Genomic DNA, 13,296 nt, shown 5'->3' with positions numbered 1-13,296 from the left:
GTGATTCAGATTGCCCCTTCAATTTTATCCGCCGATTTTTCCCGTCTCGGTGACCAAGTCCAGTTGGTAGAGGAGGCAGGTGCTGAAGTATTACATATAGATATTATGGACGGGCACTTTGTCCCGAACCTTACCTTTGGACCTGCTTTAGTAAAATCCCTCAGGGGTCATTCCAAAATGCGCTTTGACGTTCATCTGATGGTTGAAGAGCCAGAGAAATTCATTGTGGATTTTGCGGACGCTGGTGCGAATCATATTACATTTCATTTAGAAACGTCCCGCCACGCCCATCGTGTGATCCAGCAAATCAAAGAGCATGGGATGACAGCGGGAATCGCCCTTAATCCAGCAACTCCGCTGGACGGTATCAAGTATATTCTGCAAGATTTGGATATGGTTTTATTAATGACGGTGAACCCTGGATTTGGTGGACAAAAGTTTATTCCGAATGTTCTTCCTAAGATTCAGGTACTCCATCGCCATTTAGAACAAACCCACTCGTCTTGCTTGATTGAAGTTGATGGGGGAATTAACCTCGAAACAGCAGCGGCGGTTGCCAAAGCAGGTGCCCATATTCTGGTGGCGGGTGCCGCTGTTTTCGCTCAAGCTGATCCGAAACTAGCCGTGGCAAAAATTCGGCAAGCAGCGGTTTTGATCAAGGGTGAATAACTTCAAAATTGCAGTCTTGGCAAATGGTGTTTGGGATTCTAAATGGGGAAAACGTGTTCTGAATGAGGTCGATTTCCTGATATGTGCGGATGGGGGGGCAAATTATGCCGCCCTTTCTGAGCGTATGCCGGATCTTGTAATAGGGGACTTAGATTCGATTTCTCATGAGAACCTAAGTCAATGTGAAACTTCGGGATGCGTAATTGAGCGGTATCCCACTGAAAAAGATGAGACGGATCTTGAATTGGCGTTTTTAAGGGCCGTGGAAAAGGCTGATCTAGTCGGGGAACGGGATATTTGGTTGTATGGAGCAAGTGGAAATCGAATCGATCATTTCTTGGGTAATATTGCGTTAATGCTGGCTTACGCGCGAAAAGGGTATCGGATTCGTTTGGTTGATCCTGAACAGGAAATGTGGGTCCTGCAAGGTCGGGAAGAGATTAGCGCACCACAGGGGCAGGAACTCTCTTTGATCTCCTTATCAGAGCAGGCGGTCGTCACGACTGAGGGGTTGTATTATCCGCTTGATCGGGGTGTGCTTTATCAGGATTCCCCACGTGGGATTAGTAATGTCTTGCTTGGTGGGGAGGCCGTGATTGAGGTGCACGAGGGGTGGGTTATGGTAGTTATTCCTAGCGGAGTTGGGACGACAAGGGTTAGGAACGACGAGGGCAGGGACGCCGGGAGGGTGTGATGTTGCTCCACTCACCCACGGCGCCGTCGCTATCGCGCTTGATTACGAGGCGAGCTTAGGCAAACCTCAGGGTAATACCTGAGGTGAACCAGTGCCACGCTACCGCCTCGTAATGTAAGCGCGATTGACGCGACTATGCCTAACGGGTTCGCTCCGCAAAATCACACCCTCCGGGCTGGGAACGGCCGAGGATGGGAACGACGGTGGTTGGGAATAACGAGGGCAGGGACGCTGAAGAGGGTGTGATTTTGCTCGCTCACCCACGGCGCCGTCGCTATTGCGCTTGATTACGAAGCGAGCGTGGTAAAACCTCAGGGATTGTGTGAACCACGCTCATCGGGAACTGTCCCATTAAGGATTCGACACGCATATGCTTACCCTTACCCTTACCCTCTAGACCCTCTATGATGACTTAATTGCTAATCTAAATAGAGGATTTGAAGATTTTCATTTTACCCAATGATCAAAACAACTGATTATTAATCACTGGCGAAAAAGGGATAAGGAAACTAAAGTTTCGTTATCCCATTGTGTTAGTGTAGTGGCTCAGCCCTTAACTGGATGGACGGAGAGTATTTCTGCATTATAAGGAAGTTCGTCAAATGGTAAAGTTTACGACGGAGTATCGTATAGAAGTATCGGAACAGCGAGTTGGGTGATATAATGGTTCTATACGAACCAGTTGAAGGAGGGAACTTCCCGTATGCTGAAAAAGCTTGAAGGCAATAACGCAGAATTATTTAAAACGTGGCTCCACGATAATAAAGATACAATTGTAGATATCGAAGGCAAGCATTTTTTATTCAAGCCGCTGGAAAGCATGGTCCAAGAGGAAATTGAAAGCGACATGGAACTTAAAACCTTGATTATGCAAGCGAAAGAAGATATTTCCAATGGAGTGGTTTACTCCACCGATGACATTATAGAGGCTATCGAAAAAGGACTGTTATAATGCAAATTAAATGGACTCCTTCGGCAAGACAAAGTCTGGGGCAAATCCGAAGTATTCATTTTACACAGCAAGAAACAAAGCGCTACAAGGTTGAATTGGTTCGCAAAATTCAGCAAAAGGTAGCTGTCGTGCTAGAAACTATGCCATCGAACGAGCCTTCCTGGCAAGGAACCTATCGGATTTTAAACAGCAACAAATTGGTATAAAAGACCACATTAAAATCCTTGGAACGTGGTCTTTTTTTGCGACTAGAATTGTTAATGGAGTGTAAGGATAGCTTTTTAGGGATAGGCTATATATATGATATTTCTGAACGCTTGCTCTTTAATAATATTATGTTAAAGTAATAGAACACATAAGATTTTGATAAAGGAAGTCGATTATGCAACAGGATGAACTTTGGATTGGGACTATGCTTGACGGGAAGGCTCGTTGGGTTTTGGCGAGGACAACGGATACGGTGGAGGAAGCTCGTAGGCGTCATGGGATGTCTCCCGTTGCTACGGCGGCACTGGGCAGGTTGATGACAGGGACTCTTATTCTGGCTAGTTCCCTTAAAGGGGATGAGAGTATCACTTTGCGCTTATTGGGTGACGGTCCTTTAGAGGGGGTTGTCGCAGTAGGAAATGCGCAGGGGGAGGTTCGGGGTTATGTCAGGGAACCTTTGGTGGATTTGCCGCTGAATGCTTCAGGGAAACTTGACGTAGGAACTGCGGTTGGTCTTGGGGAGTTGTCTGTGAGTCGAAGCTTGCAGAATGGCGAGGTTTTTACCGGGACGGTTCCGTTGGTAAGTGGTGAGGTCGCGGAAGATCTCGTTCATTATTTATTGACCTCTGAGCAGATTCCTTCAGCTATGCTGCTAGGTGTATTGGTTGAAAAAGACTATCATGTAGCAGGCGCAGGGGGGCTTTTAATTCAACCCTTGCCTGGAGCGACAGAAGAAGATATCCAAGCGATTGAAAGTCTACTTGGACAGTTAAAGATAGGAATTAGTGAACTGATTGCTCAGAACCAAAACCTAGACGAATTATTAGGTCAGTTGATGGGAGCGCTTTCTCATCGCGTTTTAGAACGCCGTAAGGTGACGTTTTGTTGTACATGTTCCAAGGAACGGTTAAGTGATACTTTGGTTTCGATCGGAAAAAAAGAAATAGCAGACCTAATCTCGGACGGAAATGCCGAAATGATTTGCCATTTTTGCAATGAACATTATCAATTTAATGCGGAAGAACTTCAACAGATCTTAGAGAGGGTGTGATGTTGCTCCGCTCACCCACGGCGCCGTCGCTACCATGCTAGATCACTCGGCGAGAACGGCAAACCTCTGGGCTATTCTGCATGTGAGTCGCTCCTTGCCATCCATGGCACCGCGACATCAGTCCATCACGGCGCCTTGCCATCCATGGCGGCGCTCTAACCTCGAACGTCCTGTTCGAGTCATGGACAAGCCCTGTGCCGTTCTGGCCCCGAGTAATCTAAGCATGGTTGATCGCGACTATGCCTAACGGGTTCGCTCCGCAAAATCACACCCTCTGAACTGGGGTCGTCGTAGGATGGGAACGACGGTTGATTGGAACGACTAAGGCGTGGAACGGTTGAATTGCTTCGCTCTCAACAGCGCTTTTGGCGCTTAGAGTGAGTTTGGTATGGGGAGTGTATGCAAGTCAAGAACCGTCCGTGACTTGCACCCCCCGACTTGCAGGGTGATGGAATTGTGGGTATGAAAAAAGCCCGACATAATGTCGGGCTTTTGATTCATTAGCTAGCGCGTTGAACTTTTCCGGAACGTAAACATCTAGTACAAACCTTGATCCGGGCAGGAGTGCCGTTCACAATAGCACGAACGCTTTGTAAGTTTGGTTTCCATGTTCGCTTTGTCCGTATATGAGAGTGACTTACTTGAAATCCGGTGACTACTCCTTTGGCGCATACTGCACATACTCTAGCCATGTGCTAAACCTCCTTTGCAACCGAAATGACACTAATACATTCTATCAAAAGTCTTACTGGTTGGCAAGGTTTACTAACGAATTTTCTTAGTGGATAGTGAAAGTATCTCTAGGACATCGTCTTTAGACCAATAAATAGTTTTTGTTAAAAAATATTGAGTTTTTCTTTGAACATTTCTCATTTCCTTGGTAGAATAGGGTCAACGTGGACGATACCGGAAGGGGAGGGTCCTAAAATGGCAAAAGAAATTATTAATCATTTAGGTAAAATTGAAATCTCTGAAGAAGTCATATCCACGATTGCAGGTGCTACCGCAATTGAGTGTTACGGCTTGGTTGGTATGGCATCACGCAAGATTACGGACGGAGTTGCGGATTTATTAGGACGGGAAAATTTGGCCCGTGGAGTAGTGGTTACCAATAAAGATAATGAACTTGTGATTGATCTCTATATCGTTGTCGGGTATGGTGTTAAGATTTCTGAAGTTGCATCAAGTGTAATGGAGCGCGTCCGTTATACTACAGAAAAGCTTACGGGATTAAACGTGTCCCAAGTGAATGTGAACGTCAAAGGTGTTCGCATTTTAGAGTAGGGCATAAGAGTAGGGGGATGCGGTTTTGAGACCTGCAGCTAATATGAAAGTCCTAGACGGACAACTATGGAAACAGATGATGGCGTCAGGGGCGAAGTCCTTAGAAGCAAAAAAACACGATGTAGATGCCTTAAATGTTTTTCCTGTACCAGATGGAGATACAGGAACAAACATGTTTTTAACCATTGAATCAGCCGCTAGGGATTGCGAAAAAGTATCCGGCTTAGCTATCAGTGAGGTAGCAGCAGCAGCTTCCATGGGATCCTTAATGGGAGCGCGCGGTAATTCGGGAGTAATTCTGTCTCAGCTCTTACGTGGCATTGCTAAGGGACTTGATGGATTACAATCAGCAAATGCTCTTCAAGTGGCACAAGCGATGCAAGCAGGAGTAGATACCGCGTATAAAGCGGTTATGAAGCCGGTTGAGGGTACGATACTGACGGTTTCCAAGGAAGCGGCGCGGGCTGCCTTAGCCACGGCTAAGGGGGGAGGCTCACTGCTTGAAACCCTTCAAGAAGCACATCAAAAGGGAATGAAGTGCTTAGCAAAAACCCCAGATATGTTGCCAGTGTTAAAACAAGCAGGGGTTGTTGATGCGGGAGGACAAGGATTCCTGATTATTTTGGGCGGATGGATCGCAGTCTTAACTGGCGAAACGCACATTCCCGATACACTATCCGTACCGGTGACCACTCCGACTGAACGAGAAGACCATGATGCAAAACGAGAGTTTATGCAGATTGAAAGCCTGGACTATCCTTACTGTACAGAATTTTTAGTCAAGGGTTCTGATTTACGGGTAGACCAAATGAGACAGGATTTGAGCGATCGTGGAGACAGCCTCTTAGTCGTTGGAACCCCCGAAGTGGTAAAAATTCACGTGCATGTTAAAAATCCGGGAAAAATCCTAGATTATGCTATACAGTGGGGTACGCTTCACCAAGTTCAAATTCACAACATGTTAGAGCAAAATGAGAACATGGCTCATGCTACAAAAGCTGAATCGACAGATTCCGTTGACGCCCTGACAGAGATTAAGAATGAGGTTCAACCTCTGAAAGAATTTGGAGTCGTTGCCGTCGCCATGGGGCAAGGGATTGCGGATGTATTTATAAGTTTAGGTGCTGATGAAGTTGTCTTCGGCGGACAAACGATGAATCCAAGCACAGAAGATCTTGCTGAAGCGGTTCGTAAGGTTCCTGCACGTCAAATCTTCATTCTGCCCAATAATGGAAATATTGTCATGGCCGCTCGTCAAGTTAAAGATGTCGTGCAGGATCGAGTCGTTCATGTCATTTCCAGTAAATCAATCCCCCAAGGAATTGCTGCTCTTCTGAACCTTAATACAGACGGAGATGCAGAGACCAATATTCAAAGCATGGAACGAGGACTCGGCAATGTTCGCTCTGGTGAAGTGACTTATGCTGTTCGTGATTCACAGTATGGAGATTTAAGTATTTCAGCTGGAGATATTTTAGGTTTAGTAGAAGATGTGATTGTCGCTACAGGAGAATCCTTATTTAAGGTAGCACAGTCGACCTTGGAAAAGATGGAATGGAAAACGCATGATTTGGTCACAATATTTTATGGAGAAGATACAAAACAAGAAGAGGTTGAATTACTCCAAAAGTGGCTACAGGAAGAGAATCCGAGCGTTGAAGTTGAGGTTCATCCCGGTCGGCAACCGCTCTACTATTATATTTTGGGTGTGGAATAGGTTATCCTCCGGAATTTTTTCCGGAGGTTTTTTTATAGACCCCCATGCCGCTGTGCACTACCACTGATTCATAGGAGGAATAACAGTTGTGAGTAAGAGTAATGTCTTTGATCTTTTAGGCCCGATCATGGTGGGTCCGTCAAGCTCTCATACGGCGGGTGCAGTCCGTTTGGGTGTGATGGCCAGAAAGATTTTAGGAGAAGAACCAGTAGAAGGGACGATCGTTCTACATGGTTCATTTGCTAAGACGGGGAAAGGGCATGGCACAAATTTGGCCTTGGTTGCGGGCCTGTTAGGCATGGATCCCGATGACGAACGGATACCGGATTCTCCCAAAATTGCTAAAGAGCGTGGACTGAATTTTAGTATCAAAACGGGGGACCTGGGAGATGTCCATCCAAACAGCGTAAAGTTTGACTTGATAGCTAAGAACAATGGCCACGTCCAGGTTATTGGATCCTCTGTTGGAGGAGGGACAATTGTCATCCAGGAGATCAATGGTTTTCAAGTAGAAATAAAAGGAGACTACCCCACCTTAGTCATCCTGCACCAAGATATTCCAGGAGTTGTTGCACAAGTGACGCTTCTTCTGACGACGGCCCAGATCAACATTGCGCGAATGTTGGTTTCCCGTGAAAAAAGGGGAGCTCAAGCGCTCATGGTCTTAGAGACAGATCAACAAATCGACGAGGGCGTCCTTGATTTATTAAGAAAACTACCGAAAATTAATCAGGCATTGGCTATTGAGCCCTTGTAATTATAGGAGGTAAATTATGCGCGCCTACGAAGATTGGGTTATCGAGGCAGAAACAAAAGGGATGAAAATTAGTGGAGTCATACTCCAAAACCAAGTAGAGGAATTAGAACAATCAGAGCAAGCGTTAATTCAACGAATGAGCACAAACTTGAAGGTTATGAGAGAATCCGTCGAAGCGGGTTTAATCGGGAAGCGTCGTTCTCTATCGGGTTTGGTAGGGGGGGACGCAGCGATGGTAGAGAGTCTGCGGAAAAAAGGCGGAAGCTTAGTAGGTGAGGTTGTGAGTGGAGCAATTTCTAAAGCACTTGCTGTAGCCGAAATTAACGCTTGTATGGGTAAAATTGTTGCTGCGCCAACCGCGGGTTCCTGCGGGGTACTGCCGGCAGTTCTGTTGGCGGTTGAGGAGTCCCGTCAAGTCTCTGAGCAGGAACTCTTACTGGCCCTCTTTACGGCGGCAGGACTAGGGATGATTCTTGCGGAACGTGCCAGTGTTTCTGGAGCGGAGGGTGGATGTCAGGCTGAAATCGGATCTGCCGCGGCTATGGCAGCAGCGGCAGCCGTCGAATTAGCGGGTGGATCGCCAAGGCAGACGGCCGATGCTGCCGCGATCGCCATGAAATCGATGTTGGGTTTAGTTTGCGATCCTGTCGGTGGGCTAGTAGAGGTTCCCTGTGTCAAACGAAATGCTACCGGAGCAACGATTGCTTTGGCAGCAGCTGAAATGGCGCTAGCGGGTGTGAAGAGTGCGATCCCTATTGACGAAGTTATCGATACTATGGGCGAGATTGGAAAACAGATGCCTTGTTCTTTGAAGGAAACAGCTCAAGGTGGCCTTGCGGTGACTCCTACAGGACGGCGAATTAGGGCTGATTTTCTATGAACTTATCTCAGATTCGGCTCGTGCTTAATAACTTTCAGCGGGCGCTTTCGGCAGAAGAAAAACAAGGGTTTACGAATACAGGGGTGTTGGGAGGATTTAATGTATTTTTGCGGGGAATTCTCCCCCGGCTGGAACAGCTGTTTCCCGAAAAGGACATGGAGTTGTTGGAAAAGTTGGCTCAGAACTATCCAACTTGGAGCCCGCTTCATCGCAGAGAAGCTTTTTCTGAACTACGCCGCTTTATACAAGAAGTCTTGATTGAGGCAGAGGATATCATCCCTAAAAGTTTACCAACAAGAGAGGATATTAGATCACAGAAGAAACAGGTTGAACCCGAGAAAAAGGGTCAACCCGCGAATGAGAATAAACTTGAAAAACTAGAGCAAGCACAAAATCAGGAACTAACGGAAAAGCAGGGGTTAGAAGAACAAAAAATACCCCAAAAACGGGAAATCTCGATAAAGAGCGGAGAAAACGAAAACCACAGTGTCCAAGTCCAGGAAATACATAAAAAACCTAGCAGTGCTTCCTTGCGAACAAAACCCCTACAATACTTAAAAGGAGTTGGTCCGGAAAGAGCGAAGCAACTTGAACAGCTAGGGATACAGAATGTACACGACTTGCTGCTTTATTATCCACGGCGGTATGAAGATCGTCGCAAGCGGATGATTGCCGAGTTGAAAGATGGAGAAGTGGCGACCATTGAGGGGAAAATAGTTGCAGGGTATGTGACAAGTGGCAAGATGAAAGTCGTAAAGTTAAGTATCGAGCAACAAGGGCGTTTGTTCCACGCAACTTGGTTTAACCAAACGTTTATTCTGAAACAGTACCCTGTAGGAACTCAAGTGATTGTGACGGGAAAGGTGCGCTGGCAGCAACAGGTACCGGAAATTCTAGCGACAGATATTGAAAAGGTCAGTACAATTATCCAGGAAGCCCCTAACCAAGACTCAGAAACAATATTACCTATTTATTCAGAAACAGCGCGTTTATCCTCAAAAGTGATACGCAGTATCATTCAAAGTATTCTGCAACAGGTGGAGGAAGGGTTTCCAGAGATCCTACCCCAAGAAGAATTACGAGAATGGATGGGTCGTTCTCAAGCCCATCGAGAAATCCATTTTCCAAAGAATTATGCCAACCTGTCTCAAGCTAGAAACCGACTGGTTTGGGAAGAGGTCCTCTTTCTGCAACTAGCAGTCGCTGGATTGCGTCAAGGCATGGCCCGGGAGGGGAGCCCTCCGCTTATCGGGGGAGAGGATCTGCTCCAGAGTTTTTACAAGGCCTTGCCCTTTCAACTGACGTCAGCACAACAACGAGTTATCCATGAAATATCTCATGATTTGACAAAATCGCAAGGAATGGCGCGTTTGGTTCAGGGAGATGTAGGATCAGGCAAGACAGCGGTTGCCATGGCTGCCTTGTTACGCGCGGTGGGATCAGGGTACCAGGGGGCAATGATGGCCCCCACAGAGATTTTAGCGTTACAGCATTTGAAATCAATTGAGAAAGTGTTCACGCCTCTAGGTATCTCAGTGGTTTGTTTGCTAGGGAGTCAAAGTAAAGGTTTTCGGGAAGGAATTTTGGCAGAGATTGCAAATGGAACGGCACAGGTCGTCGTGGGAACTCATGCCCTTATTCAAGAGACCGTGGTATTTAAAGCCTTGGGTCTGGCCATTACGGATGAGCAACATCGTTTTGGGGTACGGCAGCGTACTCTGCTTCAGAGTAAAGGTGAAAGTCCTCATGTTTTAGTGCTCACAGCGACCCCGATTCCACGGACCTTAGCTTTGACCCTCTATGGGGATTTACAGCTCTCTGTGCTTGACGAAATGCCGGTAGGGCGAAAGCCAATTATTACCCGCAAATTAACGGAACGACAACGTCCTAAGATGGAAAAATTCTTAGATGAACAAATCAACCTAGGAATGCAGATTTATGTTGTCTGTCCGCTGGTGGAGGAATCTGAGACGCTCGATCTGATTTCTGCGACGCAACGAGAGGCTGATCTTCAGGGTCGTTTCCCAAATCGTCGTGTCGCCCTCCTGCACGGAAGAATGAAGGGGGCGGAAAAAGATTTAATCATGACAGCCTTTCACGCTGGAGAGATCGATATTCTGGTGGCTACGACAGTGATTGAAGTTGGGTTGAATGTCCCGAAAGCTTCTGTGATGTTGATCGAGTCGGCAGAGCGGTTTGGGCTCGCGCAGTTACACCAGCTTAGAGGACGAGTGGGACGAGGGAGTGACCAGTCTTATTGTTTTTTGATGTCCGGAAGTAATAGTCGCCGTTTAGATGTTCTCTGCCAAACCGAGGATGGCTTTAAAATTGCTGAAGAAGATATGCGCTTGCGTGGAACTGGGGAGCTATTAGGGACTAGGCAACACGGTCTAGCCGAATTACGTCTGGCTGATCTCTCTCGGGATGGGATCCTGGTCGAGAAGGCCTATCAGATGGCTCAGAAAGCTCTGCAAGACCCGGAAAAGTATGAGTTGCTTTTTCAGGAAGTAAAGAGGACGTTTCCGCCGGAGAAGATGGGGGTGCATTAGGATAGTCAATGATGAACTCCAAGTATTTTTTGGTATAATATGAGAGTAAGGGGGGATCGTATGCCATTATCAAATGTAGAGAAAAAATATACTTACGCGCACTATTTAGCTTTTCCAGATGACGAACGTTGGGAGATTATTGATGGAGTGCCTTATATGCAGTCGGCTCCGACTTGGCAGCACCAAAGGATATCGGGAGAACTGTTTAGACAAATATCTAACTATTTACTTCACAAATCCTGTGAAGTATTTGCATCACCCTTTGATTTACGTTTATCAGAAGAAGAAGTAATAGATGAAGATGTTCCGAATGTTATTCAGCCAGATTTAGTAGTAATTTGCGATAAGAGTCAATTAAAAGGAACGGGATCTTTTGGTGTACCTAGCCTTGTCATTGAGATTTTGTCGCCATCTACGGCGAAAACTGATAGGCTTATAAAATTTAAGATGTATGAAAAATTTGGGGTGAAAGAATATTGGATAGTAGAGCCGGATATGAAGCTTGTAAGCGTCTTTATTTTACAGGATAATAATCGATATGGAAGAACTGAGTTGTATACTGAGATAGATCAAGTTAAAGTGTCAATTTTTCCTGATCTGGTAATAGATTTAAATACAGTTTTCGATTTTTAAGTAACTTACGTGGGGAAACAAGTGGGTAATGGATGATCAACAGTTTTTTGCCTGGATTGATGAAAGATATTTGTGAAAAGCAGAAGTTACTCAAGCCCAAATAAAAGATAGTGTTCAGAGTTCTGGGAGGAATTGCCGAGTATTTTCTTGATGAAATGCTCGAATACTATAATCAAGCTGAAACGGAGCACACAATTATGACAGCAGCGAAGCAGGTCTGCTGTCTTATTCATTAAATCCCTAGGAACGAAAATCTAAGGAGGTGTAAGCATTGGCTAATTCAAGCAAACCGATGGTTCAACTCACACCCGAATTAGAGAAATTCAAGTATGAAGTCGCTCAGGAGATTGGGATTGCAAATCGAAAACACAAACGTTTCCCCAATTCCCCACAACAGTAAACTATAAAGAAATGTGTCAAGTCGGTGATGCACCAACTTGACACATTTCTTTATAGTTTACTTTCCCTCGGGGTCTGACCTGACCCCCTCAAGGAGATTATCGTCACCGTAGTCTCGATGTCCAACTTAGCTGAACGAGTTGATCATCGGGTTGGGGATTATGCACTATCACTTCAATAACCTTGTCGAAGATCTTCAAAAGTGGCGTTTAGGTAGTTTCAGCCTTGCTAAAACTGAAGTAGAACGTTGCCCCCTCATCAACCTTTCCTGTCATCCAAGCTAAAGCATGATGTCTTTTTAAGATTTTTTGGACTATTGCCAGACCTACACCGGATCCTTCGAATTCATTTTGAGAATGAAGTCTTTGAAAGACGCTAAATAACCTAGAGGAGTAGCGCATATCAAAGCCTGCACCATTATCTTCTACAGAGATAATGAATTCAGCTTCGTTTTCAATCGATCTAGCTTCAATATTTGTTATTTTTTGATTGCGGGTGTATTTTAAAGCATTGGTGAGTACATTTATAACGAGTAGCTTAATCATGACAGGATCACCTTGCATAATTGGTAGAGGGTTAAGCACAAATTTTACATTTCTTTGAGGTTCTAGCTTAATTAGTTCATTAAACACTTCCCCAAACAATTGCTTTAAGTTAATGGGTTCTATGTTCATCGGCATTTCGCTCATTCTCGAAAGTTCCAGTAAATGGTTTACAAGCTGAATCATTTCCTTTGACTTATCCTGAATGTTATCGATTAATTCTCTTCCTTCAATATCTAGTCTGCCTGAGTAATCCAATGCAAGATATTCTGTGAGTTTACTCAGAGATAGTAGCGGTGCCTTCAGGTCATGGGCAACCGTATAACAAAAGCTATCAAGCTCGTGATTTGCTAGTAATAAGGATTCTGTCTGCTTTTTAAGCTTGATATGTGTATGAACGCGAGCAAGTAATTCCGAAGTATTGAAGGGCTTAACCACATAATCTTGGGCTCCTAGTTCAAATCCTTTTTTAACACTTTCTGCATCATTACTGGATGTTAAAAATATAATCGGGATACTGCTAAGACTACTATTAGTTTTGATAATTCTACAGATTTCAAAGCCATCCATCTCTGGCATATAGACATCTAAAAGGATGAGGTCGGGTTGATGCCGCTCGATTAATTTAATAGCAGTGCTTCCTTTAGTGGCAACTCGAACACGAAAGTTATTTTCACGTAAGACAGTTACTGCAGTTTCAATATGCTCTGGTGTATCATCTACCAGTAGTATTTCAGGCTGGTTTATTGACTGGGTGTAATCCAAAGAGACCAACTCCATAAATCTATTTGAACGTATAAAAGGAAAGGGGACACACCTGCTGAAGTAATAGCTGTTTAAAGAGACAGGAATGTCCCCAATAATAGGAATGCCCCTAATAAACATAAATTGTATAGGAATACCTATTTTAAAACAAGTGTCAATGAAACTTAGCTATCGGATTAACAAAGGAAATTAGTCTT

The 13,296-nt window shown here is 45.1% G+C and carries 15 protein-coding genes; 13 read left to right on the top strand and 2 right to left on the bottom strand.

Translation table 11 applies throughout. The annotated features are described in order from the left end of the window. From rpe to hslO, 5 genes are all read left to right on the top strand, one after another. Positions 1-669, top strand: a complete 669-nt coding sequence (rpe, locus tag ACYQ3Q_RS05625; RefSeq protein WP_459927644.1) for a ribulose-phosphate 3-epimerase — start codon at positions 1-3, stop codon at positions 667-669. Next, entirely contained in the window at positions 662-1,363 is a 702-nt protein-coding gene (locus ACYQ3Q_RS05620; protein ID WP_459927643.1) for a thiamine diphosphokinase, read from the top strand. The genes rpe and ACYQ3Q_RS05620 overlap by 8 nt, the downstream gene beginning before the upstream one ends. A 703-nt stretch (positions 1,364-2,066) precedes the next feature. Next, complete coding sequence (locus tag ACYQ3Q_RS05615; protein ID WP_459927642.1) at positions 2,067-2,315, top strand: hypothetical protein; 249 nt, start codon at positions 2,067-2,069, stop codon at positions 2,313-2,315. Then, the gene (locus ACYQ3Q_RS05610) at positions 2,315-2,521 is read left to right on the top strand and encodes a hypothetical protein (protein ID WP_459927641.1); all 207 of its coding nucleotides are present in this window, start codon (positions 2,315-2,317) and stop codon (positions 2,519-2,521) included. Before ACYQ3Q_RS05615 ends, ACYQ3Q_RS05610 begins: the two co-directional genes overlap by 1 nt. Positions 2,522-2,697: 176 nt before the next feature. After that, positions 2,698-3,573, top strand: a complete 876-nt coding sequence (hslO, locus tag ACYQ3Q_RS05605; RefSeq protein ID WP_459927640.1) for an Hsp33 family molecular chaperone HslO — start codon at positions 2,698-2,700, stop codon at positions 3,571-3,573. Between the two features lie 500 nt (positions 3,574-4,073). Here hslO and rpmB read toward each other — a convergent pair whose 3' ends face one another. Next, positions 4,074-4,265, bottom strand: coding sequence for a 50S ribosomal protein L28 (rpmB, locus tag ACYQ3Q_RS05600; protein WP_459927639.1), 192 nt, complete (start codon positions 4,263-4,265; stop codon positions 4,074-4,076). Between the two features lie 235 nt (positions 4,266-4,500). Between rpmB and ACYQ3Q_RS05595 the strand changes: the two genes are divergently transcribed. The 8 genes from ACYQ3Q_RS05595 (at position 4,501) to ACYQ3Q_RS05560 (ending at position 11,793) form a co-directional block, all read left to right on the top strand. Beyond that, entirely contained in the window at positions 4,501-4,857 is a 357-nt protein-coding gene (locus tag ACYQ3Q_RS05595; RefSeq protein WP_034140291.1) for an Asp23/Gls24 family envelope stress response protein, read from the top strand. 43 nt (positions 4,858-4,900) lie between these two features. Beyond that, positions 4,901-6,574, top strand: a complete 1,674-nt coding sequence (locus ACYQ3Q_RS05590) for a DAK2 domain-containing protein (RefSeq protein ID WP_459927946.1) — start codon at positions 4,901-4,903, stop codon at positions 6,572-6,574. An 88-nt stretch (positions 6,575-6,662) separates the two neighbouring features. After that, positions 6,663-7,331, top strand: coding sequence for an L-serine ammonia-lyase, iron-sulfur-dependent subunit beta (gene sdaAB / locus ACYQ3Q_RS05585; RefSeq protein WP_459927638.1), 669 nt, complete (start codon positions 6,663-6,665; stop codon positions 7,329-7,331). A gap of 16 nt (positions 7,332-7,347) precedes the next feature. Beyond that, positions 7,348-8,211 carry an L-serine ammonia-lyase, iron-sulfur-dependent, subunit alpha gene (gene sdaAA / locus ACYQ3Q_RS05580; RefSeq protein ID WP_459927637.1) on the top strand — a complete coding sequence of 288 codons (864 nt, stop codon included), beginning with the start codon at positions 7,348-7,350 and terminating at the stop codon, positions 8,209-8,211. Continuing rightward, positions 8,208-10,760, top strand: a complete 2,553-nt coding sequence (gene recG / locus ACYQ3Q_RS05575) for an ATP-dependent DNA helicase RecG (protein WP_459927636.1) — start codon at positions 8,208-8,210, stop codon at positions 10,758-10,760. Before sdaAA ends, recG begins: the two co-directional genes overlap by 4 nt. Before the next feature lie 60 nt (positions 10,761-10,820). After that, the gene (locus tag ACYQ3Q_RS05570; RefSeq protein WP_459927635.1) at positions 10,821-11,393 is read left to right on the top strand and encodes a Uma2 family endonuclease; all 573 of its coding nucleotides are present in this window, start codon (positions 10,821-10,823) and stop codon (positions 11,391-11,393) included. 110 nt (positions 11,394-11,503) lie between these two features. Continuing rightward, positions 11,504-11,629, top strand: a complete 126-nt coding sequence (locus tag ACYQ3Q_RS05565) for a hypothetical protein (protein ID WP_459927634.1) — start codon at positions 11,504-11,506, stop codon at positions 11,627-11,629. Between the two features lie 35 nt (positions 11,630-11,664). Then, the gene (locus ACYQ3Q_RS05560) at positions 11,665-11,793 is read left to right on the top strand and encodes a small, acid-soluble spore protein, alpha/beta type (RefSeq protein WP_459927633.1); all 129 of its coding nucleotides are present in this window, start codon (positions 11,665-11,667) and stop codon (positions 11,791-11,793) included. 208 nt (positions 11,794-12,001) lie between these two features. Here the strand turns inward: ACYQ3Q_RS05560 and ACYQ3Q_RS05555 are convergent, their stop codons facing one another. Then, complete coding sequence (locus ACYQ3Q_RS05555) at positions 12,002-13,099, bottom strand: response regulator (RefSeq protein WP_459927632.1); 1,098 nt, start codon at positions 13,097-13,099, stop codon at positions 12,002-12,004. Positions 13,100-13,296: the final 197 nt, after the last annotated feature.

Source organism: Desulfosporosinus burensis (assembly GCF_054657535.1).
Note: the sequence above shows the minus strand (reverse complement) of the source record. Positions and strands in the feature narration are given on the sequence as shown.